The 24,851-nt window shown below is 68.1% G+C and carries 22 protein-coding genes; 5 read left to right on the forward strand and 17 right to left on the reverse strand.

Annotation, left to right across the window (positions count from 1 at the left end; translation table 11 throughout):
• The first annotated feature begins 98 nt into the window (after nt 1–98).
• The gene (locus tag BM009_RS19355; RefSeq protein WP_093298693.1) at nt 99–2,540 is read left to right on the forward strand and encodes a TonB-dependent receptor; all 2,442 of its coding nucleotides are present in this window, start codon (nt 99–101) and stop codon (nt 2,538–2,540) included.
• A gap of 89 nt (nt 2,541–2,629) precedes the next feature.
• Complete coding sequence (locus BM009_RS19360; RefSeq protein WP_093298695.1) at nt 2,630–2,950, forward strand: 2Fe-2S iron-sulfur cluster-binding protein; 321 nt, start codon at nt 2,630–2,632, stop codon at nt 2,948–2,950.
• 11 nt (nt 2,951–2,961) lie between these two features.
• Here the strand turns inward: BM009_RS19360 and BM009_RS19365 are convergent, their stop codons facing one another.
• The 7 genes from BM009_RS19365 to BM009_RS19395 all read right to left on the reverse strand — a co-directional run bounded on the left by BM009_RS19365 (nt 2,962) and on the right by BM009_RS19395 (nt 10,007).
• Nucleotides 2,962–3,816 (reverse strand): sigma-70 family RNA polymerase sigma factor, encoded by an 855-nt coding sequence (locus tag BM009_RS19365; RefSeq protein ID WP_093298696.1) that lies wholly within the window; start codon nt 3,814–3,816, stop codon nt 2,962–2,964.
• On the reverse strand, nt 3,813–4,268 hold the full coding sequence (locus BM009_RS19370; protein WP_093298698.1) for a carboxymuconolactone decarboxylase family protein: 456 nt from the start codon (nt 4,266–4,268) through the stop codon (nt 3,813–3,815). The genes BM009_RS19365 and BM009_RS19370 overlap by 4 nt, the downstream gene beginning before the upstream one ends.
• Nucleotides 4,269–4,383: 115 nt before the next feature.
• Nucleotides 4,384–5,166, reverse strand: a complete 783-nt coding sequence (locus BM009_RS19375) for a hypothetical protein (protein ID WP_093298699.1) — start codon at nt 5,164–5,166, stop codon at nt 4,384–4,386.
• A 20-nt stretch (nt 5,167–5,186) separates the two neighbouring features.
• The gene (locus BM009_RS19380) at nt 5,187–6,728 is read right to left on the reverse strand and encodes a ComEC/Rec2 family competence protein (protein WP_093298701.1); all 1,542 of its coding nucleotides are present in this window, start codon (nt 6,726–6,728) and stop codon (nt 5,187–5,189) included.
• Nucleotides 6,728–8,860, reverse strand: coding sequence for a gluzincin family metallopeptidase (locus tag BM009_RS19385; protein WP_093298702.1), 2,133 nt, complete (start codon nt 8,858–8,860; stop codon nt 6,728–6,730). The genes BM009_RS19380 and BM009_RS19385 overlap by 1 nt, the downstream gene beginning before the upstream one ends.
• 189 nt (nt 8,861–9,049) lie before the next feature.
• Nucleotides 9,050–9,499 (reverse strand): PH domain-containing protein, encoded by a 450-nt coding sequence (locus BM009_RS19390; protein WP_093298704.1) that lies wholly within the window; start codon nt 9,497–9,499, stop codon nt 9,050–9,052.
• Nucleotides 9,500–9,539: 40 nt separating this feature from the next.
• The gene (locus tag BM009_RS19395) at nt 9,540–10,007 is read right to left on the reverse strand and encodes an EF-hand domain-containing protein (RefSeq protein ID WP_175488131.1); all 468 of its coding nucleotides are present in this window, start codon (nt 10,005–10,007) and stop codon (nt 9,540–9,542) included.
• A gap of 130 nt (nt 10,008–10,137) precedes the next feature.
• On the opposite strand from BM009_RS19395, the gene purB reads away from it, so the two are divergent.
• From purB to BM009_RS19410, 3 genes are all read left to right on the forward strand, one after another.
• On the forward strand, nt 10,138–11,454 hold the full coding sequence (gene purB, locus BM009_RS19400) for an adenylosuccinate lyase (protein WP_093298707.1): 1,317 nt from the start codon (nt 10,138–10,140) through the stop codon (nt 11,452–11,454).
• A gap of 89 nt (nt 11,455–11,543) precedes the next feature.
• Nucleotides 11,544–12,089: a biliverdin-producing heme oxygenase gene (locus BM009_RS19405; RefSeq protein WP_093298708.1), complete on the forward strand. Its 546-nt coding sequence runs from the start codon at nt 11,544–11,546 to the stop codon at nt 12,087–12,089.
• On the forward strand, nt 12,090–14,660 hold the full coding sequence (locus BM009_RS19410) for an HWE histidine kinase domain-containing protein (protein ID WP_093298710.1): 2,571 nt from the start codon (nt 12,090–12,092) through the stop codon (nt 14,658–14,660).
• 50 nt (nt 14,661–14,710) lie between these two features.
• Here the strand turns inward: BM009_RS19410 and BM009_RS19415 are convergent, their stop codons facing one another.
• From BM009_RS19415 to BM009_RS19460, 10 genes are all read right to left on the reverse strand, one after another.
• Nucleotides 14,711–15,823 carry a hypothetical protein gene (locus tag BM009_RS19415; protein ID WP_093298711.1) on the reverse strand — a complete coding sequence of 371 codons (1,113 nt, stop codon included), beginning with the start codon at nt 15,821–15,823 and terminating at the stop codon, nt 14,711–14,713.
• Between the two features lie 70 nt (nt 15,824–15,893).
• A complete protein-coding gene (locus tag BM009_RS19420; RefSeq protein ID WP_093298713.1) occupies nt 15,894–16,784 on the reverse strand; it encodes an SDR family NAD(P)-dependent oxidoreductase in 891 nt (296 codons plus the stop codon).
• Nucleotides 16,785–16,985: 201 nt separating this feature from the next.
• A complete protein-coding gene (locus tag BM009_RS22370; protein ID WP_139216680.1) occupies nt 16,986–17,453 on the reverse strand; it encodes a hypothetical protein in 468 nt (155 codons plus the stop codon).
• Nucleotides 17,454–17,578: 125 nt separating this feature from the next.
• Nucleotides 17,579–18,271 carry a phosphate regulon transcriptional regulator PhoB gene (gene phoB, locus BM009_RS19430; protein ID WP_093298714.1) on the reverse strand — a complete coding sequence of 231 codons (693 nt, stop codon included), beginning with the start codon at nt 18,269–18,271 and terminating at the stop codon, nt 17,579–17,581.
• Nucleotides 18,272–18,280: 9 nt separating this feature from the next.
• Nucleotides 18,281–18,982: a phosphate signaling complex protein PhoU gene (gene phoU, locus BM009_RS19435; protein WP_093298716.1), complete on the reverse strand. Its 702-nt coding sequence runs from the start codon at nt 18,980–18,982 to the stop codon at nt 18,281–18,283.
• Nucleotides 18,982–19,758: a phosphate ABC transporter ATP-binding protein PstB gene (pstB, locus tag BM009_RS19440; protein WP_093298717.1), complete on the reverse strand. Its 777-nt coding sequence runs from the start codon at nt 19,756–19,758 to the stop codon at nt 18,982–18,984. The genes phoU and pstB overlap by 1 nt, the downstream gene beginning before the upstream one ends.
• On the reverse strand, nt 19,758–21,056 hold the full coding sequence (pstA, locus tag BM009_RS19445) for a phosphate ABC transporter permease PstA (RefSeq protein WP_093298718.1): 1,299 nt from the start codon (nt 21,054–21,056) through the stop codon (nt 19,758–19,760). The genes pstB and pstA overlap by 1 nt, the downstream gene beginning before the upstream one ends.
• Nucleotides 21,049–22,425: a phosphate ABC transporter permease subunit PstC gene (gene pstC / locus BM009_RS19450; RefSeq protein WP_093298720.1), complete on the reverse strand. Its 1,377-nt coding sequence runs from the start codon at nt 22,423–22,425 to the stop codon at nt 21,049–21,051. The genes pstA and pstC overlap by 8 nt, the downstream gene beginning before the upstream one ends.
• 40 nt (nt 22,426–22,465) lie before the next feature.
• A complete protein-coding gene (locus BM009_RS19455) occupies nt 22,466–23,497 on the reverse strand; it encodes a substrate-binding domain-containing protein (protein WP_093298721.1) in 1,032 nt (343 codons plus the stop codon).
• An 88-nt stretch (nt 23,498–23,585) separates the two neighbouring features.
• Entirely contained in the window at nt 23,586–24,791 is a 1,206-nt protein-coding gene (locus BM009_RS19460) for a sensor histidine kinase (protein ID WP_093298723.1), read from the reverse strand.
• Nucleotides 24,792–24,851: the final 60 nt, after the last annotated feature.

Below are 24,851 nucleotides of genomic sequence, written 5' to 3' on the forward strand. Positions count from 1 at the left end.
CGCCCCATGGCGGCGCATGCCGTTTCCCCAAACTCTGCGGGCACAAGCCAGCCGCACCTAGTGGCGGCCAGGGACCAAAGCAGAAAAAGGGGGCTAGGGTGGCACGATCGATTTCCCGCGCGGCGCTGTTGGGTGCAACCGTTCTCGCAAGCTTCGGCGCGACCCGCGCGGCGGCGCAGACCGAAGGCGCCGGCACCGCGACCGTCCAGCAGAGCGAGGACCAGGGCGGCACCAGCGGCAACGAGATCGTCGTCACTGGCAGCCGCCGCAGCGTCACGCTGCAGGACGCGCCGATCAATATCAGCGCGGTGTCGCAGGAAACGCTGCAGCGCCAGCGTGTCGACGATATCCGCGGCCTCGCCGCCTTCACCCCCGGCGTCACTATTGTCGATACCGGCCCGGCCAGCTCGGGCAACGTCATCCTGCGCGGGCTCTCCTCGGGCGACACCAGCGCGACCGGGGCGAACGCGAATGATTCGGTCGGCATCTATCTCGGCGAAGTGCCGCTCTATCTCGACTTCAAGCTGATCGACATTGAGCGGGTCGAGACGCTGCTCGGGCCGCAGGGCACGCTGTACGGCCTCGGCACGCTGGCGGGCGCGGTGCGCTACATTCCCAACCGCCCGAACACGAGCCGCTTCTCGGTCGACCTGCACGGCCGCGGCTATGCCCAGTCGCACAGCGGCGACTTCGGCCGGATCGGCGACGTGACCGTCAACCTGCCGCTGATCGCCGACCATGTCGCGCTGCGCTCGGTGGTCGGCTATTACGACAATCCGGGCTTTATCGATTACGACTATCTGCTGCAGAAGCCGGGCGTTTCCGATCCGCAGCCGGTGCGCGGCGACACCGCGGCCGATGCCTCGCTCGGTACCCGCGCCGACTATGCGCAGAACTACAAGCGCGCCGCCGACGTCAATTTCGAGCACACCTTCACCACGCGCAACACGCTGCTGCTCGAATACAACCCGAACGTGAAGGCGTTCCTCACCTACGCGCACCAGGATACCAAGACCAATGGCCGCCAGGCGAACGGCGCCGGCGTGCTCGGCACCGGCGATTATGTCGGCCCGTGGCGCTACCTCGAGCCGTTCCACCGCGCGGCGGACCTGTTCTCGGCCGAGCTCAACATCAACCTGTTCAACGTGGTGAACCTGGTCAGCACCACCGCCTATACCGAACAGAAGATCACCAATGTCGACGACAATACCGATCTGCTGCTCGATCTGAACTATGGCTATGAGGCGTTCCCGGCCTTCTCGTCCTTCGCCAACAACCACCGCAAGTACAAGCAGCTGAACCAGGAGGTTCGCCTCGTCTCCTCGCATGGCGGGCCGGTCAACTGGGTGATCGGCGGCTTCTACAACCGGCTGAAATACTCGAGCGACCGCCAGGAATATACGCCGGGCTTCGCCGCCTTCGCGGGCATCAACCGCCCCGACGACCTGGAGTACATCTCCTTCGTCGACACCAAGACGGTAGAGAAGGCGGTCTATGGCGAGGCGACGCTGCACGCGACCTCGGCCTGGCAGGTCACCGGCGGCCTGCGCTATTTCAAGTATGACGCGACCGCGACGGGCGGCACCGACACCCCGCTGTTTGGCGGGGGCCTTACCCGCACGCCCTATCCGCTGATCCAGTTCGCGCCCAGTCGCGTCCGCTCGGGCAGCACCGGCGACGACGGCTTCGTGTGGAAGGCCAACACCTCGTACAAGTTCAGCCCGGACCTGCTCGCCTATGCCACCTACAGCACCGGCTACCGGATCGGCGGCGTCAATCGGGTCGCGCCGTGCGTGATACCGCTGCCGGCGGGGCAGAATGTCTGCGCGCTGCCCAACGAGCTCGCCTACAAGCCGGACAAAACGCGCAACATCGAAGTCGGCGTGCGCGCCTCGCTGTTCGACAAGCGCCTCCAGTTCACCCTCGACGCGTTCCGGGTGAAGTGGAACGACGTCCAGGTGCCGAGCCAGACGGTGAACGGCGCGGTGGGCATCACCACCAATGCCGGCGCGGCGGTCTCGAAGGGCATCGAATTCTCGGGTTCGTTCCGGATCGTGCCGCGGCTCACCCTGCAGGGCACCTATTCCTATGTCGACGCGCATCTGAGCGAGGACTTCCCCGACCTGGTCGTGAGCCAGGGCGTCCGATACGACGCCAAGGCCGGGGACCGGCTGCCGGGCTCGGCCAAGCATTCGGGCAGCGCCCAGCTGATCTACACCCAGCCGCTGCCGCATGGCGGCGAGATCGAGGCGACCTGGGCGGCGACCTATACCGGCGACATCTATTCGCGCGTCGGCCTGCGCGGCTTTGGCGAGGCGATCCCCGATTACATGACGCACCGCGCCTCGGTCACCTATCGCGACAAGAGCTACGAGGTGAGCCTGTTCGCCGACAACATCTTCGACAAATATGCCTATACGTCGATCAGCAACGACATCAGCTCGTTCAACCAGACGCGCACCGGCGTGGTCGAGCGCTATTATGCCCGATCGGTGCTGACCCCGCGGCGCGTCGGCATCGACTTCCGCATCCACTATTGACCCCTGCCGCCCCCCAAGGGGCGGCGTACCAAGTTGCTCCCACGGGAGGCGCACTCGCGCCTCCCGTCCCCTTTGCTCAAGGTGAAGACATGCTGAAATTGCTGGTTACCCCGCCCGCCGGCGCCCAGACGGTCGTCGAGGCGCAGGAAGGGCTGAGCGTGATGGAGATTATCCGCGATGCCGGCTTCGAAGCGCTGCCGGCCTTTTGCGGCGGCGGACTTTCGTGCGCGACCTGCCATGTCTATGTCGATCCCGCCTTTGCTGAGCTTCTTCCGCCGATGAGCGACGACGAGGACGCGCTGCTCGACGGCGCCGAGCAGCGGCGCCCGGCCTCGCGGCTTTCCTGCCAGATCCCGTTCGGCCCGGCGCTCGACGGCCTTGCGGTGGAGATCGCGCCCGACCTGGGCTGACCCGGCGCCCGTCAGTGCAGCGCGCCGTCCAGATGGCCGAGCTTGTCGGGATTGCGCATCACATAGACGGCGCGGATCTTGCCGTCGTCGATCAGCAAGGCGGTGGTCTGCAGCAATCCGTCGGCCTCGCGAGTGACGAAGCCTGGCAGGCCGTTGACATAGGCCATGTGGAGCAAGGTCCCCGGCCGTCCGTGCAGCAGCCGCGCGATGGCGGCGAAGCTGCGGGTGACTTCGCTCAGGCCGCGCATCACCCGCCCGGCGGCGGGCCGCTTGCCGCCGCCATCCGAGTGCAGCGTGACGTCCTCCGCCAGCATCGCGCCCAGCGCGGCAATATCGCCCCCGCGCGAGGCGGCGAAGAAGGCCTGCGCGATCGCCATCCCATGGCCGCGCTCCACCGGGAAGCGCGGCCGTTCGCCACGGACATGCTCGCGGGCGCGCGTGGCGAGCTGGCGGCAGGCGGCAGGATCGCGGCCCAGGCTCTCGGCGATCGTCTCGAAGCTTTCGTCGAACACGTCGTGGAGGAGGAATGCCGCCCGCTCGAGCGGGGAGAGCCGCTCGAGCGCCAGCAGCAGCGGCAGGGTCACGTCGTCGGCGGGTTCGGGCTCGACCACCGGGTCGGGCAGCCAGGGGCCGACATAGGTCTCGCGCCGCGCGCGTGCCGACTTCAGCTGGTCGAGGCAGAGGCGGGTGACCACGCGGCGCAGGAACGCCTCGGGCACCCGCACTGCCTCGCGATCCGTGGCGGTCCAGCGCAGCCACGCCTCCTGCACCACATCCTCGGCATCGGCGACCGAGCCGAGCATGCGGTAGGCGACGCGGAGCAGCGTGGGGCGCAGCGCATCGAAGGCGGCGGCGGTGTCGCTCATGCCTTCCAGCCGAGTTCCGCCATGAACAGGTCGAAGCCGATGGCGATGCGGTTCCAGCCGTTGATCACGGTGATGGCGAGGGTCAGCTGCACCTGCTCCTCCTTGCTGAACTGCGCGGCGAGCGCATCATAGACCGGCTGCGGCGCGCGCTTGTCCGCAATCAGCGTCAGGTGGTCCACCCAGGCGAGTGCGGCACGCTCGCGGGCGGTGTAGCAGGGCGCTTCCTCCCAGGCGGGCAGCAGGGCGATGCGCTGCTCGGTCTCGCCGGCCTGGCGCGCGTCGAAGCTGTGCATGTTGAGGCAATTGGCGCAGGCGTTGATCTGCGAGGCGCGCAGCTTCACCAGTTCGAGCAGCGAGGCTTCCAGCCCGCTCTGGGCGACGCGCGTCGAGAACTCCAGAAATGCCTTCATCAGCGCGGGGGCGGCAGCATGGGGGTTGGTGCGGCTGGTCATGGGGCAGGTCCTTTTCGGTTGGTTCTGCGGACCTGACGAGACGGCGGCGCGGCGTGTGACATGCCGCGCCGAAAAAAATGATCCGGAGGGGCGCGCGTCGGCCGCGCGGCCACGCTCAGGCCGCCACCGGCCCCAGATCGGCCTCGGCGATCAGCGCGAGGCGATAGGCCTGCACCTTGGCCGCGAGCTGCACGCGGATGCCGTCCAGCGACTCCGCCGGGATCGAGAGCCGGCCGAGACTGCGGCGCACCGAGGTGCGGTTCCTGTGGATCTTGAAGAACAATATCTGGGTGATGACTTCGTCCGCCGCCAGCCCGAATGCCGCCATTTCGGCAAGCAACCCCCGGTCGGGGCCCTGGCGGACATAAGTGAACTGGAAGCGGCCGATCTTCTGGCGCGTGCTGCGCTTGTTGAACAGCGTGATGAAGGGCGCCTTGCCGTTCATCTGGTAGAGCCCGTCGAGCACCGCCAGCACCGCCTGCGCCGCGCCGGCGATCGGCGCAAGGAAGGCGGTGATCACGCCGGTGATGGCCTGGTGGACGTCGAGCCCGTCCCCCTTGACGTCGAGCTCGGACGTATCGCGCTGCTGGATCAGCCAGCCGAGGCGCATCATCCAGCGGAAATAGGCGTCGAAGAACAGCATCGGATCGGCGTCCTGGCCGACCTCCTGGAGCGCCATCAGCTGGGCGAACAGCGCGCTGTCCGAAATCGCCTGCCGGAATTCCGCCTCGACGCCGGTCCCGAACGAGACGACATCGGCACCGATTACCAGCGACTGCTCCTTGCCAGGATCGAAATCGGGCAGTCCGCCGCCGGCCGGGGCATCGGCCGCGAAGGCTTCGGCAGGCGGCAGGTGGGCGACGGCAATGGCATCCCGCGCTTCGTGGATCGTCGGCATCGAATCTCCCCTTCCGTTCGTCAGAGCACGCGATATTCGAGGTACAGATCGGTTTCCGTGAGCCGCGCCAGGAAATCGGCATCGACGTCCTTCAGCTCCGGATCGGCTGCACGGGTATCGGCATCGTAATGGCGGTCGTTGCGCAGGATGCGGTCCCTGGTGCGCGCCCGCAGCGCCGCCTTCACCCGGGGATTGGGCATCTGCCAGCCGCTGCTGCCCTGTTTCTTTCCGAACTCCTCGTCGGTCGGGACCGCGGCCACCAGGTCGTCGCGCGTCATCATGGCAAGCCCCTTTTCGTCGAGCGTGGCGTTGTGGCTGCCATGATGCCCCACCTTGTAGAAGCGGGTGCGGTTGAGGATCTGTTCGGCGCTGTGCTCGGCACCGGTCTCGTCGCGATAGGATTGTTCGTGCCACGACAGCCAGTTGCCGACCTGGGCATCGCCGGCGAACACCATCGAGGTGCCGTCGGGGAGGTCGAAGGCAAGCGCCAGGCTGGTATTGTTGGTGTCGCTGTCGAGCTTGAGGGCGAGCGGATCGGCGATGCCCAGCCAGTCGGCATCGATCCTGCGCCGCGCGTTGATCTTGAACAGCGCCCGTTCATGGGGGCTTTGCTCCGCCACCCTGTCGCCGAAATACCGCGCCGCGAGCCAGGCCGCGTCGTCGGACTGCGCCTTTCCCTGCTCGACATCGGCGACCGCGAGCGTGCGATATTGCGGCGCGAACGGCGTCTCTGCGCCGGTGCCGAGGTCGCCTCCTTCGGCGAAGCGCAAAATCTCGTCGCTCAGCTGGAGATCCGCGAGATAGGTTTCCTGCGCCTTGCCGGACGAAGGCTTGTCCTTGAACAGGAACTCCTCGTTGCGCGGCGGCCCCAGCACATAGGCGCGCAGCGCCGGCGCGCCGGGTTTCGCCGTCGGGGTAGGCAGCACCGTGCCGGGTTCGAGGAACTGCGGCGGTGCCTTCGACTTGCTCTTGAGCGCGGCCATGATCTCGCGGCCCTGCAGGCGCTTGGCGCCGTTGCTCGTCGCGCCGCGAAAGCCCTGCAGTTCCACGGTCTGCGACGCGGCAACCGCGGCCGGCGAGGTGCGGTCGCCGCTGATCCGCTCGACCAGCGCGCTCAGCGCGGCCCCGGTCTTGTCGAAGCGTTCCCGCAACCGCTGGACCTGCGGGTCGCCGTCCTTCTCGGTCCAGCCCATCCACAGATTGGCGATCTCCAGCGTCTCCGCACCGGTCGCCGGATCGGCGCCGCCGAGAAACACGTCGCGCGCCTGCGAGAAGCCGGAGATATGGTCCCAATGCTCGTGCGTCACCACCAGCAGGTCCAGCACGCCGCCGGTGGTCTTCACGATATCGGCGGCGATCGTCCGCATCCGCGCATCCGCATCGGTGCTGCCGAGCAGCAGCCCGCAATCGAACAGGATGTGCGAGGCCCGGTCGCCCTCGACGAGCCGAATCAGGAAACAGTCGCCGAGCATGCCCTTATAGGCGGCGTTCTGTGACAGCGCCCGGTACATGCGCACATGGACTTGGAGCGGCGCGGCTGCCGAACTTGCGGTGCTGGTCATCACGACCCCCGATGGATGAAGGCGAAGGGTTCGCGCGGGTTGCCGGTCACGGCGGCGGTGGCGGCCGTCATGTCCCCGCTGCGGAAGGCGCGCTCGCGCGCGAGCCGGTTGTCGTCGTCGATACGCTTGCGCAGGACGCGCAGCAGCCGCCCGTCGCGCAAATCGATGTGCAGCGTCGCGCCGCCGCGAAACCAGAAGTCGGGCGTTTTCCAGCGCAGGGCGCCGATCACGTCCTTCTTGCCCGCATCGGCCGCCTTCTGCTCTTCGGGATCGAAATAGGCGCGGCGGCGCTGGACGATCTGGGCGATGAGCATGTGCATCTCGAACCCGTCGGGCCCCGTACGCCGCGAGATGCGGGCCGAATGGACTTCGAAGCTGGGCTCCGCATCGGGATCCCAGCCGTCCGAAATCGAGCGTAGCGCCGCGGGATCGTTGACGTCGTCCACCCGGGCGGAGGCGGGGGTCAGCTTCAGCCCCAGCAGGCGCTCCCAGTCGGCGCGATCAGTGGTGCATCGCGCGAGCCATTGGTGGATCTCGCGCTGGTTGTGGGTGACCACCCGCATCGCGAGATCGCGCAGATTGCGCCCGCCGGCATGGCCGGAGCGATAGTCCCGCCGCGTATAGGTGACCTTGCCGGTCTGGCCTCCATCCTCGTCGTCGGCCTGTTCGAAGGCGACACCGAACTGCAGAGGCTTGAGCATGTCCGCGAAAAACCAGGCCAGTGCGTCGTCCGGATCCATCTCGGCTTGCGGGGAAGCGCTCGGCGCCTCCGGGGGGTGGTTCGCGCGCGCAACCAGCGCCGGATATTCCTCGGGCCTGGGGGCGTCCCACAACAGGCTGTCCGGCGTCATCGAAATGCAGCCGGGGACGGTGATGCCCCAGCGCTTGAATGCTTCGACGAAAGCGACGCGATAGTGGAGCGGATCGTCGCGGACCAGGTCGGTGTCGGCGGTGATGATCGCCCGCAGATATTCGCCGAAGGTCATGCCGATCGGCGGCAGATAGTCGAGCGCGCGCACGCACATCCGCAGCACCTGGTCGGCTGCCGTCGCCGCCTCCTGCGTCAGGCGCCCGACCAGATCGGGGCTGAGGCCGTTGCCCGGCACCAGGCCGGGGCGCGCGAGCCGCAGCAGGTCCTCGCTGCGCCGCTCGTAGATGGTGACGAACGCATCGAACACCGCCGCCACCAGGAAGCCGCCGCGGGCATGCGGCTCGGTCGTCTCGCGCAGCTTGGCGATGGCGGCGGCGATGCTCGCAGCCGAACCCTCGTTCGTCCTTGCACGATCGCCCAGCGCCTCCAGCGCGTAGCGGAGCGACTTGCTGCGGCCGATCGCGCGGCCGAACTGCTCGCCCAGCCCGGTCAGCAGTCCCGGCTCCCGCAGCGAGCCGTGGCTCGCCGCGAGCAGCTGGCGTACCACCGGCGCCATCGAGAAATGCTGGAGCAGCGCGACGATGTCGGCAAAGCCCTCGTGGAAGGCGCGGGCATCGACATGGCTCGGGTCGATCGAGCGCTGGCGCATGCCGTGGAGGATCGCGTGCGCGGTCTCGTGCGCGATGACGTCCTGCGAGAGACAGGTGAACACCCAGCTGGCCTGCACGTCGGCGGCGCTTTCCTGCGGCTTGAAATAGCCGAACAGCAGTGCTCGCTTGTCCGGGCTGTAATAGGCATTGGCTTCGCGAAGGGCGTGCGGATAGATCCGCAGCCGTCGGGTGAAGTTGCGCTCGATCGCGTCGCGCGGAAGGTCGGTGGACGAGACCCTGTCGTCGCGGGCCCACAGCACCACGCGGCCGAGCGCGCGCTCGAAGGAACGGATCGTCCGCATCACCACCGCGAACACCATCTGCTGGTGAAATTGCGGGCGGCCTTCGGAGGGTTCCAGCCCGCCGTCGCGCAGCCACGGGTCGTTGAGGTCGACCGGCGCGTAGAACAGTCCCGCCGCCGGATCGATGTCGATCACCTCGACATAGTCGTTGACCGGGCCCTTCTCGAGCGGCGCTTCCCAGCGCTCCTCCCAGGGCAGCTCGATGACATAATCATTGGCCATCGCCGTAGACAGCGTGACCGAGGCCTGCGGATCGAAGGCATAGACCTTCAACCGCCGCACGGCCGGCTTCGGATATTTCGTACTCACACGCCTCCCCCCTTCGAGAGCAGTGTTTTGCGATCCAGCGATGAAGTTTTTATGATGCGACCGGCAGGCTCGCCTCAGTCGCGCAAACCTCCCGGGGGAGGGCGCCACCATCCGGACGAAATCCGACTCCGTATCGATCTAGTAGCAGGTCAGCGTGACGATGATAAGCGCACAATCGCGCCCCGATCGTCAGCCGCGCGCGTCTTCCTGCACCATGTCGAATTCGCGCACGCCGCGCAGGCGGCGGGCGTTGCTTACCAGCTCGCGCAGCTTTTCGCGGCGTTCGCGGGCATATTCGACGTCGCGGATCACCAGCGGGCCGCCACGCGTCGTCTCATCCGACGAGGTGATGGTCAGCGTGCCGATGCCGGAGATCTGGTTGACGATCGAATAGTCGAGCCGCACGTCCTTCACCCGGTACAGCTCGATCTCGTCGATCGATTTGCGGACGATGCCGCGATACAGGACGAGGCGATCCTCGGTGACTTCGTACAGCGTCGCCTTGTTGCCGATCCAGCGCAGGCCAAGGATGACGAAGCCGATGCCGACCAGGCACAAGGCCACGGTCGCCCAGCCGGCGAACGAGCCCTTGAGCCACCCGGCGGTGGAGGATTGGAAGCGATCGATCAGCTGCGCCATGCCGCCATCATAGCCGGGCCGGCGGCCGCCGCAACGGGGATCAGCCGGCGATGGGGGTGAGGAAGCGCACCAGTTCGTCGCGGCTGATCCGGTCGTCGCGGTTCGCGTCGGCGCCGATGAAGCTGCGGTCGATCCAGGCCTTGGCCTCGGGCGTCTCGGGCTTGAAGTCGGCGTCCTTGGCGTTGCGCAGGGCAACGAGCCAGCTGCCATATTCCGCCTTGTCGAGCGCGCCGTCGCCATTGGCGTCGTAGCGGGCGAACTGCGCCTCTACCGACAGCTTGGCGGGGTCGGGGCGCGGCGTGGGCTGGGCGGCCTGGGCGGCGGGGGGCGGCGTGCCCGTGGTGTCGGTGCCTTGCAGGGGCTTGTCGGCGGGGGTGGGCTGGGTACCCGGCATCGCCTGGTTGGCGGCAGGGGCGGGTGACTGGCCGTGCTGCGCCGGCTGCGCAGGTGCCTGCGGCGCGGGGGCGCTGACCTGCAGGGCGGTGGCGAGCAACAACGGCGACAGCATCGGGCGATCTCCTCGTGCGGGACAACGGCCGGGGCGCGGGTTCGGTTGCCGCTGTGGCCGGTTCTTGCTAGGCGCGGCGGCGACCCGCCCGGGGCTGCCGGGCACTCCCATTCCGCACAGAAGGAACGCCATGGTCCCCCGTTATGCCCGCGCCGCGATGACCGACATCTGGTCGCCCGAGACGCGCCTCGCCATCTGGTTCGAGATCGAGGCGCACGCCACCCAGGCGCTCGCCGATCTGGGCGTGGTGCCGCAGAGCGCGGCCAAGGCGCTGTGGGACTGGTGGGCGACCAAGCCAGCGATCGACGTCGCCGCGATCGACGCGATCGAGGCGGTGACCAAGCATGACGTGATCGCCTTCCTCACCTGGGTGGCCGAGCAGGTGGGCGAGGAAGCCCGCTTCATGCACCAGGGCATGACCAGCTCCGACGTGCTCGACACCTGCTTGGCGGTCCAGCTCGCCCGTGCCAGCGATCTGCTGCTGGCCGATATCGATGCGCTGCTCGAGGTGCTCGAGCGCCGCGCCCGCGAGCACAAGATGACGCCGACGATCGGCCGCAGCCACGGCATCCATGCCGAGCCGGTAACCTTCGGCCTCAAGCTGGCCGAGGCGCATGCCGAGTTCCAGCGCAACAAGGCGCGCCTGCTCGCCGCCCGCGCCGACATCGCCACCTGCGCGATCTCGGGCGCGGTCGGCACCTTCGCGAACATCGATCCGCGGGTGGAAGAGCATGTCGCCGCCAAGCTCGGCCTGTCGGTCGAGCCGGTCTCGACCCAGGTGATCCCGCGCGATCGCCATGCGATGTTCTTCGCCACGCTGGGCGTGATCGCCTCTTCGATCGAGCGCCTCGCGGTGGAAATCCGCCACCTGCAGCGCACCGAGGTGCTGGAAGCCGAGGAATATTTCTCGCCGGGCCAGAAGGGCAGCTCGGCGATGCCGCACAAGCGCAACCCGGTGCTGACCGAGAACCTGACCGGCCTCGCCCGCATGGTGCGCGGCTATGTCACCCCGGCGCTGGAGAATGTGGCGCTGTGGCACGAGCGCGACATCAGCCACTCCTCGGTCGAGCGCTATATCGGCCCCGACGCGACGATCACCTTGGACTTCGCACTCGCCCGCCTTACCGGCGTGGTCGACAAGCTGCTGGTATATCCGGTGCGGATGCAGAAGAATCTCGATCGCATGGGCGGGCTGGTCCACTCGCAGCGCGTGCTGCTGGCGCTGACCCAGGCGGGGGTGAGCCGCGAGGACGCCTATCGCCTCGTCCAGCGCAACGCGATGAAGGTGTGGGAATCCGACGGCGAACTGTCGCTGATGGAATTGCTCAAGGCCGATCCGGAAGTCACCGCGGCGCTCAGCCCCGAGGTGATCGAGGAGAAGTTCGACCTCGGCTATCACTATCGCCATGTTGACACGATCTTCGCGCGGGTCTTCGGCGCGGCGTGAGTTGAGGCCGCTTCGGCCGTAATGGAACGGATCCGCGGCAGGCGATTTTTCTCTGCCGTGGATCTATCCCTCATGAACATTCTGCCCGCATGAACGCCGCGCATCGCCGATTGCGGGAGGCCACCGGCGCCGCCCATGCACGAGTCGACGCGCTGTTCAGCCGCTTCGATCTCGCCCGCCGCGACGATTATGCCGGGCTGCTCGCCGCCCATGCCGAGGCGCTGTTGCCGGTGGAGGCGCTGCTCGACCAGGGTGGAGCGGAAACGATCACCGCAGACTGGCCGCAGCGCCGCCGCGCGGGCGTGATCCAGGTCGATCTCGACGCGCTCGGCATCGCGGTCGAGACCGGCTACAGCGCGGATTCCGTGACGTCCGATGCCGCGATGGCGGGCATGCTCTACGTGCTCGAAGGCTCGCGTCTCGGCGGCCGCTTTCTCGCCCGCAGCGTGCCGGAGAGCTGGCCCCGCGCCTATCTGGGCAGCCATCAGCCGCCACATATGTGGCCGGAATTGCTGGAAAAACTTGACGCGCTGCTGTACGAGCCGGGCGCATTAGAGACTGCCGTCACCGCCGCCAACCAGACCTTCGGGCGGTTCGAGGCCGCCGGCACGAAGTGGCTGGCGAAGGTTGCATAAGTGGACGATGGCGTTTTCCAGGTCGATCTGACCAACTGTGATCGCGAACCGATCCACCAGCTCGGCGCGATCCAGCCGTTCGGCTTCCTGATCGCCTTTTCGAGCGACTGGCTGGTCAAGCGCGCCTCGGCCAATGTCGCCCAGCATTTCGACCTGTCTGCCGAGGAGATGCTCGGCACCCATGCCCGCGACTATCTCGAAGACGACGCGATCCATGCGCTGCGCAATCGGCTGACGCTGCTGCGCGGCGACGATGCGCTGGAGCGGATCTTCGGCATCAAGGCGCTGCGCACTCGCGGCCGCACCTATGATCTCGCGCTCCACATGACCGGCGACACGATCGTCGTCGAAGGCGAGCCCTGCACCTCGGACGCGGCCGGCGACACCGCCAGTACGCTGCGCGCGATGATGGGGCGGCTGGACGAGAAGGAAAAACTGGCCGACTTCTTCCGCGAAGGTGCGCGCCAGGTGCGCGCGCTGACCGGTTTCGACCGGGTAATGGTCTATCGCTTCGAGCGCGACGGATCGGGCGTGGTGGTAGCGGAAGCCGCGCGCAGCGGCATCGGCAGCTTCATGGACCTGCGCTATCCGGCCAGCGACATCCCGCAACAGGCGCGCAAGCTCTATCTGCGCACGCCCTTCCGGATCATCGCCGACGTGGCGGCCGATCCGGTCCCGATCGTGCCGCAGCGCGACGAGTTCGGCGCGCCGCTGGACCTCTCCCTCTCGGTCCTGCGCTCGGTCTCGCCGATCCATATCGAATATCTGAAGAACATGGGCGTGCGCGCCTCGATGTCGATCTCAATCATCGTCGAGGGCAAATTATGGGGCCTGTTTGCCTGCCATCATTATGGCGGTCCGCGCTGCCCGGGCTTCGAGCGGCGTTCGATGGCCGAGCTGTTCGGGCAGATGTTCGCGCTTAAGCTGGAGAGCCGCGAGCGCAAGGAACTCTCCGCCTATGAGGCGGCGGCGCGCGCGACCAGCGACCGGCTGCTCGCCGCGGTGGCGAGCGACGGCGGGCTGCTCGACGATCCCGAATGGCTGGGCAGCCGCTTGCGCGAAGTGGTGCCGTGTGACGGCATCGCGATCTGGATCGGCGGCAAGGTGGCGTTCAGCGGCATCACCCCGCCGCCTTCCTCCTTCGCCGCGATCACCCGCCGGCTCAACGCGATGGCGGCAGGGCGCGTGTTCGCGACCGATCATCTGGCCGAAGTGCTTCCCCAAGCGGCCGACTATGCCGATGTCGGCGCGGGGCTGCTGGCGATCCCGATCAGCCGTTCTCCCCGCGATTACGTGCTGCTGTTCCGCCAGGAACTGGTGCGCACCGTTAACTGGGGCGGCGATCCGCACAAGCCGGTCGAACTGGGGCCCAATGGCGCGCGCCTCACGCCCCGGCAGAGCTTCGAGCTGTGGAGCCAGGAAGTCCGCGGCCGCTCGCTGCCCTTCACCGAGGTCGAGCTCCGCATTGCCGAGGTGCTGCGCGCCTCGCTCATCGAGGTGGTGCTGCGCCTCTCCGACGACGCACAGGAAGAGCGCCAGCGCGCCTCCGAGCGGCAGGAACTGCTGATCGCCGAGCTCAATCACCGGGTGCGCAACATCCTGGGGCTGATTCGCGGGCTGGTGCGCCAGTCGCGCGCGCCCGGCATGGATACCGCCGCATATATCCGGATGCTCGAGGGCCGGATCGAGGCGCTCGCCCGCGCGCACGACCAGATCACCGAAGATAATTGGAGCCCGGCACCGCTCGGCCGGCTGCTGCGCACCGAGGCGGCGGCCTATCTCGGCGGCCGTGCGGGGCGTCTGGACCAGGACGGGCCGATGGTGCTGCTGCGCCCGGCCGCCTTCTCGACGCTGGCGCTGGTGTTCCACGAGTTGATGACCAACTCGGCCAAATATGGCGCGCTGTCGGACAGCGGCACGGTTTCGGTCCGGTGGTGGCTCGATCCCGAAGGCGATTGCCGGATCGAGTGGCGCGAGCGCGGCGGGCCCGTCGTGCAGCCGCCGACGCGGCAGGGCTTTGGCACCACGATCATCCAGCGCTCGGTGCCTTATGATCTCGGCGGCAAGGCGACGGTGCGCTACCCGCTGACCGGCCTGGAGGCGGAGTTCTGCATCCCGGCGCGGCATGTCGTCCTCGACGGTGACGCAGCCGAGAAGCACGCCCGCGACGTGGAAGAGCCGATCCCGATTCCGGTGGGCGGCGAAATGCGCCCGATCCTGCGCGGTCCGGTGCTGCTGGTGGAAGATAGCCTGATCATCGCGATGGACGCCGAGGACATCCTGCTGCGTCTGGGTGCCGAGCGGGTGGTGACCGCAGCTTCGATTGGAAACGCGATCGAGGAAATCGATGCGGAGCAGTTCGACGTGGCGATCCTCGACGTCAATCTCGGCGCCGAGACCAGTCTGCCGATCGCCGATCGCCTTCGGGCCGATGGCGTACCCTATGCCTTTGCGACGGGCTATGGCGAGCAGCTCCAGCTCGACGCGGATCATGCCGGCGTGCCGGTGCTGCAAAAGCCCTACACCGCGGTGAACATGGCGCGGATGCTGGAAGGGCTGCTGGGCCGGTAAGGCCGGGGGCCGATACCCCCCACCCGAAGGTGGGGGGAACCGTCGGATGCTCAGGCCAGCGCACCCTGCTGGGTGGGCGGCAGGCGTCGGGCAACGTCGCCGAGCATCCCCACCGCAGCCCGGCGCATCGGGTGCCAGAAGGCGGAGAGCGACAGCAGTGCCGAACCGATCACCAGCCCGGTGAAGGCGGCGCTCAGCTCCACCGAACCGCTCTGGTGGAACAGCGAGTACATCGCCCACAGCACATAAGCGAGGCTGGAGACGAGCAGCGCGCGGCGATCCACCGCCAGCGCCACGAAGGCGAAGAACAGATAGAGCGCAAAGACGAGCGCTGCCATCGGTGCGCCGATCTCGCCGTCGAACACGCCGAGCATGTGGAACACCGGATGCGCGATCAGCGGCGCGGCGGCGAGGTGCAGCCAGAAGGCCACGTCGGCACGGCGGGTGCGGCGTTCGAGATCGGTCATGTCCCACCGCATCGCCGCGATGAATGTCGCGATGCCGCCGACCAGCAGGATCGCGTTGATCCAGTCCTTGGCGGCAGGGATCAGCGAGGTGACCAGGCCCACCGAGACACCCACAACGGCGAGCGCGCCGGCAGCGACGGTGATCGGCACCATGAAGCGGCGCCAATGGACCCAGGCGGCGACGGCGGTCAGCGTGCCGGCAATGGCGGCGATCACGCCGGCGATCCGCTCGCGCTGGGGCTCGGTGGTGACGTGCAGCGCGGTTTCGATCCACGGGATGTTGATCACGATCAGCCCGGCGATCGTGGCGCCCGCGCCGGCGACGAAGCCGAGCAGCAGCAGGATCGAGGGAAGGGCGAGTCGACGGCGCGCCGTGAAATATTCGGCCAGCATCCAGCTGGTCGCCGCCACGGCCGCACCGCCGCCGATCAGGTTGGCGCCGACGATGCGCGGCTCGGGGCCGCTGCCGACGAGTGCCTGCACCAGGCTGCCGCCCAGCTTGCCGATCGCCAGCAGGATCAGCGCCGCCGCAATGGTGACGAAGATGTCGTTGAAGCCGCTCAGCAGCCGGAAATGCTCTTCGTCGACTGCGGGCGTCGCCCGGCTCGCGGCGACATAGTTGCGGAACGCCGTCGCGGCATCGGGGGTGAGTGCCCCCGCCTCCACGGCGCCTGCCAGTTCGCTTTCGCTATACATCGGCAATCCTCCTTCGTACCGGGAGAATGCCATGAGTGTATTGCTGATGCAATACGGTGATGCGCGTAGGCTAACGCTGCAGCTTGCTGAGGATCGCCATGGTCTGCTCCGCGCCCGATCCGGGGACAATCTCGCCCGTGCGATCGATGATCTGCGACCATTGCGCGGCGACGGCCTCGGGTGTCTGCTCGGCCAGCACCGCGCCTGGCGTGAGGGTGATGTAGGCCGCCTGCACCACGCCCGCGCCGGCGCCGACGATCATGTTGCTGGGGGCGTCCTCGGAGACGAGGAACAGCGCGGCGGGGGCGACATTCTCCGGCGCGAAGGCAGCAAAGGCGGCTTCGGGAAAGATGTCCTCGGTCATCCGCGTGCCCGCCACCGGCGCGATGGTGTTGACGCGGATGCCGTGCTTGGCGCCTTCGAGGTGCAGCGTCTTGGCCAGCCCGGCGAGGCCAAGCTTGGCCGCGCCGTAATTCGCCTGCCCGAAATTGCCGAACAGGCCCGTCGAGGAAGCGGTCATCAGGATGCGCCCATAGCCTTGCTCGCGCATCGTTTCCCACACCGCCTTGGTGGCGTTGGCCGAGCCGATCAGATGCACGTCGACGACGAAGGCGAAGTCCTCGGGGGTCATCTTGGCGAAGCTCCTGTCGCGCAGCACGCCGGCATTGTTGATCAGGATATCTATCCGGCCCCAGCGCGCCTTGGCGGCCTCGGCCATCGTGACCATCGCGGCGGCATCGGTGACGCTGCCGCCATCGGCGATCGCCTCGCCGCCGAGCGCCTCGATCTCCGCGACCACCGCGCGCGCGGCATCGGAATGGCCCGATCCGTCACGGCTGGCGCCCAGGTCGTTGACCACCACGCGGGCGCCGCGCCGGGCGAGTTCCAGCGCATAGGCGCGGCCGATCCCGCCGCCGGCACCGGTGACGATGGCGACGCGGTCGTCGAAGCGGATGGTCATGGGCAATGCTCTCCAACAAGGTTTTGCGGAGAGCCTAGGGGAGGTTGGCCGGTACGCCAACCTTGGGGATTATCACCCCTCCCGCCTTCGGGAGGGGATGGGGGAGGGTGTGTCGTGGAGGCTCTTGCCGCGACGGCGTCGCCTGCGACCCTCACACACCCTCCCCTGGCCCCTCCCGCAAGCGGGAGGGGGACGAAAGCGTTACTTGCCGCCGGGCTGGCGGCAATGGTCCTTCACGGTGCGCGAGCAGCGCGGATAGCTTGCCGGATCCGACGGCGGGGGCGGCGGGGCGGCGGCAGCAGCCGGGGCAGGCGCGGCTGCCGGGGGCGGCGGTGCCGCAGTGTCAGCCGGTGCCGGCGGCGCGGGCGGCGCAGGCGGGGCACCCTGCGCGGTCGTGCCCGGGGGCGGGGGCGGCGAGGGGGCCACGCCCGAACCCGGCGGCGGCGGAGGCGGCGGCGGGGGCGAGGCGTCGCCAGCGCCGGTCGTGCCGTTCATCGGCGCGGGGGGCGCTGCGGGATCGGTCTGCGGGGCCGTCTGGCCCTGCATCGGCGCTGCCGGCGGGGCGGGCTGTGCCTGGGTCTGGTCCGGCGTCGTCTGCTGCGCCGGCATATCCTGCGCAATGGCGGTGCCGCTAAGGACCATCGCCGAGGCGAGAAGCATCCACTTCATCTTGTGTCTCCTTCTTCATGAAAGACGAGGTGCGAACGTCCGCCGCGGCGGATTGTTGCAACCACGTTTCCGGGAAGCGGGAGCCGGGGCGCGGCGACAGATCGCCGTCGCGCCCCTGTTTCGGCTCAATTCCCCGCGTCGAGCGCGTAGCCGGCAGAGCGCACCGTGCGGATGATGTCCGGACGATTGCCCTTGTTGATCGCCTTGCGCAGGCGGCGGATGTGCACGTCGACGGTGCGCGATTCGATATCGCTGTCATGTCCCCACACCGCATCCAGCAGCCGCTCGCGCGAGAACACCCAGCCCGGATGCTCGAGGAAATGCTTGAGCAGCCGGAACTCGGTCGGCCCGAGCTGGATCACCTCGCCGCTGCGGCGGACCTTGTGGCCCACCGTGTCCATCTCGATGTCCGAATAGGTGAGCGCCTCGCCGGCCAGCGCCGGACGCACGCGGCGCAGCACCGCGCCGACGCGGGCGACCAGCTCGCGCGGCGAGAAGGGCTTGGTGACATAGTCGTCGGCGCCGGTCTCCAGCCCGCGGACGCGGTCTTCCTCTTCGCCGCGCGCGGTCAGCATGATGATCGGCACGTTCGCCGTTTCCGGCATGCGGCGCAGGCGGCGGCACACCTCGATGCCCGACAGTCCCTCGACCATCCAGTCGAGCAGCACGATGTCGGGCGTCGCCTCCTTGGCGAGCAGCAGCGCTTCCTCGCCGTCGGGGGTGTGCTTCACTTCATAGTCTTCGCGCTTGAAATGCCAGGTGACGAGCTCCGCAATCGCGGCATCGTCTTCCACCAGCAGCATCTTGACCCGTGCCATATGTTCCCCTCAGCTCCCGCTGCTTTCGCCGGCTTCCGCCTCGGCGAGATAGTGCCCGGTCGCGGCAAAATAGACCATTTCGGCGACGTTGGTTGCGTGGTCGCCGATCCTCTCCAGATTCTTGGCGACGAACAGCAGGTGCGCCACCTGGCTGATCGTGCGCGGATTCTCGACCATGAAGGTCACCAGCGTGCGGAAGATCGAATCGTAGAAATCGTCGAGCGCGGTGTCGCTGGCATGGACCTCGGCCGCCGCCTTGGCATCGCGCGCCGAGAAGGCGTCGAGCGCGGCGCGCACCATATCGGCGGCGAGCTGGCCCATCGCCGGGAGGATCGAGATCGCCTCGATCCGCTCCTCGCCCTCGGCGTGGATCATCGGCACGCGCTTGGCGATGTTCTTGGCATAATCGCCGATCCGTTCGATCACCGCCGCGATCTTGAGCGCGGCGATCACTTCGCGCAGATCGTCCGCCATCGGCGCGCGTAGGGCGATGACGCGGACGACGAGCTTTTCCAGCTCGGCCTCGATCGCATCGATCTGCTTGTCCTTCTTGCGCACGGTCTTGGCCAGCGCCTCGTCGCCGCGCTGCAGCGCCTTCATCGCGTCGTAGATCGCCTGCTCGGCCAGGCCGCCCATCTGCGAGATCAGCGCGCGCAGCTGGCCGATGTCCTGGTCGAACGCCTTGACCGTATGTTCCTGGGCCCCTGCCATCAGCCGTACCTTCCGGTGATATAGTCCTTCGTGCGCTCTTCGCGGGGCGCGGTGAAGAGGTTGTCGGTTTCGCCATATTCGACCAGCTGGCCGAGATGGAAGAAGGCGGTGCGCTGCGACACGCGGGCCGCCTGCTGCATGTTGTGGGTGACGATCACGATCGCATAGCGCCCGCGCAGCTCGTGGATCAGCTCCTCGATCTTGGCGGTGGCGATCGGATCGAGCGCGCTCGCCGGCTCGTCCATCAGGATCACTTCGGGATCGACCGCGATCGCGCGGGCGATGCACAGGCGCTGCTGCTGGCCGCCCGAAAGCGCGGTGCCGCTGTCGGAGAGGCGATCCTTCACTTCCTCCCAGAGGCCGGCGCGCTTCAGCGAGCGCTCGACGATGTCCTCCAGGTCGCTCTTCGACGCGGCCAGGCCGTGGATGCGCGGGCCATAGGCGACATTCTCGAAGATCGACTTGGGGAAGGGGTTGGGCTTCTGGAACACCATGCCGACGCGGGCGCGCAGCTGCACCACGTCCATGTCGTCGGCGTAGATATCCGCGCCGTCCAGCGTGATCTCGCCGCTCACCCGCGCGCTGGCGATGGTGTCGTTCATGCGGTTGAAGGTGCGCAGGAAGGTCGACTTGCCGCAGCCCGACGGGCCGATAAAGGCGGTGACCTTGTCCATGTCGACGTCGATCGACACGTCCTTCACGGCCTGTTTCTGGCCGTAGAACACGCTGACGCCGCGAGCCGACATCTTGTGGGGAGCGGGGGAGAGGGCGGTCATTACCAGCGGGTCTCGAACTTGTTGCGGAGGTAGATGGCGAGCCCGTTCATCGCGAGCAGCACCGCGAGCAGCACCAGGATCGCGGCGCTCGTCTTCTCGACGAAGCCGCGGCTGACCTCGTCGGACCAGAGGAAGATCTGCACCGGCAGCACCGTCGACGGATCGGTGAAGCCGCCCGGCGCGGTGACGATGAAGGCGCGCATGCCGATCAGCAGCAGCGGCGCGGTCTCGCCCAGCGCGCGCGCCATGCCGATGATCGTGCCGGTGAGGATGCCGGGCATGGCGAGCGGCAGGACATGGTGGAACACCACCTGGATCGGGCTCGCGCCGATGCCGAGCGCGGCGTCGCGGATCGAGGGCGGCACGCCCTTGATCGCGTTGCGGCTGGCGATGACGATGACGGGCATGATCATCAGCGCCAGCGTCACCCCGCCGACCAGCGGCGCCGAGCGCGGCAGCATCGGGCCGAAGCTGTGCCCGCCGATCTGCCAGGTGCCGAGGAATACCGCGAGGCCGAGCAGGCCGAAGATGATCGATGGCACCGCCGCGAGATTGTTGATCGAGACTTCGATCAGGTCGGTCCAGCGGTTCTTGGGCGCATATTCCTCGAGATAGATCGCCGAGAGCACACCCACCGGAAAGGCGATCAGGAAGGTGATCGCCATGGTGAGCAGCGAACCCTTGAGCGCCCCCCACACGCCTACCGCGACCGGATCGGTGGAGTCCGACTCGCTGAGGAACGCCCAGTTGAACCCGCGCCGGATCGCGCTCTGCTGCTGCAGCCGTGCGACGCCCGCTTCCATCGCCGGATCGCCATCGCCGGCAAGCGCCTGGTCGAAGCCGGTGGCGGCGGGGACATAGACCGTGGCGCGCCGATCGAGCAGCGACGGGTCGCGCTTCACCGCGCTGCGCACCGCCAGCCAGGCGCTCGGGGCGAGATAGCTGGCGCCGTCGGTGCCGAAGGCGCGGGTCGCGGCATTCTCAACCACGTCCTCCAGTCCCGCGCTCGCCAGCGCGAGATCGGCGGCGGGGGTGGCGAGCTGGTTGCGCTCGATCTTGAGGCCGTCCGCCTTCAGGTCGATCGGCAGCGCCAGTTCGGTGACGGTAAAGCCACGCCAGCCCTGCGCCACCATGGTGAGCAGCAGGAAACCGAGGAACGCCGCCGACAGGATCACCGCCCCGGCGCCGAGCACACGAAAGCGTCGCTCGGCGGCATAGCGGCGGCGGATGCGCTTCTGCATCGCCGGGCTCTTCCAGTCGGTCGGCCGGCGCTCGGCCGGGGCGGCGGGCTTACTCATAGGCTTCGCGATACTTCTTCACGACGCGCAGCGCGACGATGTTGAGCAGCAGGGTGATGACAAACAGCGTCAGGCCCAGCGCGAAGGCGGCGAGCGTCTTGGGGCTGTCGAATTCGGCCTCGCCGGTTAGCAGGTCGACGATCTGCTTGGTGACGGTGGTGGCGCTCTGCAGCGGGTTGAGCGTGATCGTCGCGGCGCCCGAGGCCGCCATCACCACGATCATCGTCTCGCCGATCGCGCGGCTGACCGCGAGCAGCACGCCCGCGACCACGCCGGGCAGGGCGGCGGGGACGAGCACGCGCGAGATCGTCTCGCTGGTGGTTGCGCCCATCGCCAGGCTGCCGTCGCGCATCGCGGTCGGCACGGCGGCCAGCGAGTCGTCGGCCATCGAGGAGACGAACGGGATGATCATCACCCCCATCACCAAGCCCGCCGCCAGCGCGCTTTCGGACGAGGCGAACGGATCGCCGAGCAGCACCGCCAGCTTGCGCACCGCCGGCGCGACGGTGAGCGCGGCGAAATAGCCATAGACCACGGTCGGCACGCCCGCGAGCATCTCCAGCGTCGGCTTCATCCATCGGCGCGTGGTCGGCGAGGCATATTGGGTGAGGTACACCGCGCTCATCAGCCCGAAGGGAATGGCGACCAGCATCGCGATCACCGCGCCGATGAAGAAGGTGCCCCAGAACAGCGGCACCGCGCCGAGCGAGGCGCCGGGATTCTTCGCGTCGATCACCTGCGGGCTCCAATGGGTGCCGAACAGGAACTGGGTGATCGGCACCTGCTGAAAGAAGCGCAGCGATTCCCAGAACAGCGAGACGAAGATGCCGATGGTGGTGAAGATCGCGATCAGCGAGGCGACCAGCAGCCCCATCATCAGCGTGCGCTCCACCTTCGAGCGCGCGCGGAAGTTCGGGCGGATGCGGCTGAGCGCAAAGGCCGCGCCGGCAAAGGCGAGCAGTGCCGCCGCCGCCGTGCCGGTCCAGGCGTAGCGGCGGCTGGCGGCACGCACCACCGGGGCGAGCTGGCGGGCCAGCGGATCGGCCTCGGTCTCGTACGGGTTCTTCGCGACCGCACGCGCCTGGGCGAGCACCGAGTCGCGCTCGAAGGCAAAGTCGGAAAGACCGGCGGCGGCTGGGCTCTGCAGCACGGTCTGGCGCACCAGCCCCGGGCTGATCCCGGACCAGACGACCAGGAACAGCAGCGGCGGCAGGATCGTCCACATGCCGACGAACCAGCCATGCTGCGCCGGCAGCGAATGCAGCCGCTTGGCGCCGCCGCGATCGAAGCGCAGCGCACGGGCGCGCGCCGTCAGCCAGCCGATCAGCCCCAGGCCCAGGATCAGGAACAGTAACGCGAAGGGGTTCACCGGCGGAGCATCTCAGCGAAATGGGGGGCGAAAGGCGGCGTCACTTGAGCGCGGCCGGAGCGAGCGGGGTGAGATCAGCCACGCGCTTCGCCATCTCCGCGCGCATCGCCTCGGGTGCCGCGATCAGTCCGCGCTTCACCAGCGGGCCGCCCGGGCCCCAGAGCGTGGTGTAGAGCGTGAGGAAATCCTTCAGCCCCGGCACGGCCTTGAGGTGGCGCTTCTTCACATAGAGGTAGAGCGGGCGGGCGCCCGGATACTGGCCGTCGGCGATCGTCGCATAGGTCGGCGCGACGCCCTCGATCGGCACGCCGTGCAGGCGGTTCTGGTTCTCTTCGAGATAGGAATAGCCGAAGATTCCCAGCGCATTGGGGTTCTGCGCCAGCCCCTGGACGATCAGATTGTCGTTCTCGCCCTTGTCGACATAGGGGCCGTCATCGCGGATGCGGCGGCATTCGGCGTCATAGTGCGCGGGATCGGCCTCGGCCTTGAGTTTGGTGGCGTTGGGGTCTGCCTCCAGGCAGCCGGGCGCCAGCATCAGCTCGACAAACGCGTCGCGGGTGCCGCTGGTCGAGGGTGGGCCCATCACCAGGATCGGGATCGCCGGGAGGCTGGGGTTCACGTCCTGCCAGGTGCGCGCGGTGTTGGGCTTGCCGAGCGGCTTGGCGGCCAGCGCGAGATAGACGTCGCGCTTGCTCAGCTGGAGCCGGGGCCCCTGGTTCGATTCCGCCATCGCCACGCCGTCCAGACCGATGACGATCTCCAGGATCTCGCCGACTTGGTTCTGCTCGCAGCGATCATATTCCTTGCGCGTCATCCGGCGCGAGGCGTTGGCGATGTCCGGGAACTGCGCGCCCACGCCCTCGCAGAAGCGGCGCAGGCCGGCGCCGCTGCCGATCGATTCCACCACCGGCGCCTTGCGGCCGCTGCGCGCGTTGACGAAGGCTTCCGCCACGGCGGTGGTGAAGGGATATACGGTGGAGGAGCCGACGACGCGGATTTCGCGCGTGGCGCTTCCGTCGCACGCCGACAAGGCGAGCGTGCCGAAGGCGATCAGCGCTAGACGACCCAGCATCGTCACTTCTTGCTCCCCGAGGATGGCGGTGTTTCGGATCGCGGAGTCTGCGCCTCGCTTCCCACGCATTGCCCATCCGGCAATCGCGTTACGACTTTATGACACTCGGCTCGATCGGCAACCGCACCGAGACGGTGGTGCCGACGCCCACCGTCGACGCGATATCGAACCGCCCGCGGTGACGCTCGACCACATGCTTGACGATGGCGAGCCCCAGACCGGTGCCGCCCAGCGAGCGGCTCCGTCCCGAATCGACGCGATAAAAGCGCTCGGTGAGGCGCGGAATATGCTCGGCGGGGATGCCTTCGCCCTGATCGGTCACGGCGAAACGGACCATCGTGTCGCCCTCGCTGCGCAGCGAGACGGTGACCGGCGTGCCCGCGCGGCCATATTTCATCGCATTGCCGATCAGATTGTGGAGCAGCTGGCTGAGCTGGGTACGGTCGCCGCGCACCGGGGGCACCGCCTCGATCTCGGTCACCAGATCGGCGGCGCGGGCGCTGCCGGAAAGCTCGGTGCACACCTGGCCGATCAGGTCTGCGAGCTGCACCGATTCTGCCGGCGCGCGATATTTCTCCGCTTCGATCCGGCTGAGCGAGATCAGGTCGCTGATCAGCCGGTCCATGCGTCGCGCCTCGTCGTGCATGATCTTGAGGAAGCGGGCGCGGATCCCGGGTTCCTCGCCGGCGCCGTCAGCCAATGTCTCGACATAGCCGAGCAGCGAGGCGAGGGGGGTGCGCAGCTCGTGGCTGGCATTGGCGACGAAGTCGACGCGCATCCGGTCGGCGGTGTAGCTGCCGGTGCGGTCGACCAGATGGACGACGCGCTCGCCGGTCTCCAGCGTGCGGACGCGCATCTCCCAGCGCTGCTCGCGGGTGCCGAGGCCGACCAGATGGATCGGCGCGCTATGGTCCTCGCCCGGATCGAGCAGGCGTTCGGCGGCGGCCGGGTGGCGGATCGCGAGGCGGACATCCTCGCCGAGGATGTGCTCGCCGAGCAGCGCGCGGGCGGCGGCGTTGGCGGCGATCACGCGGGTGGCGGCGGTCACCAGCACCGGCTCGGCAATGGCCTCGATCACCTCGGCGAAGGCCGGGTCGCGGTCGGCTGCTGCGGCATCATCGCGCGGCGCGGGGGCGGGGTCGCCGCCGATCGCGACGACCAGCACCGCGGCGATGGCACCGACCAGCAGCACCAGCGTCAGCTGCAGGTCCCCGCCGACCAACAGCCCGACGATCGCCGAAAGCGCGGCGACACCCAATGCGAGGCTGATTCGGAAGCCATGGGCCGAAAGCATGGCGCCTTCTAGCGCGCAATCGTCCCAAGACGAGCCCGTATTTACGATTGCGAAATGGGC

This window comes from Sphingomonas sp. NFR04 (assembly GCF_900114095.1).
In the GTDB taxonomy this organism is placed as follows: Bacteria; Pseudomonadota; Alphaproteobacteria; order Sphingomonadales; family Sphingomonadaceae; genus Sphingomonas.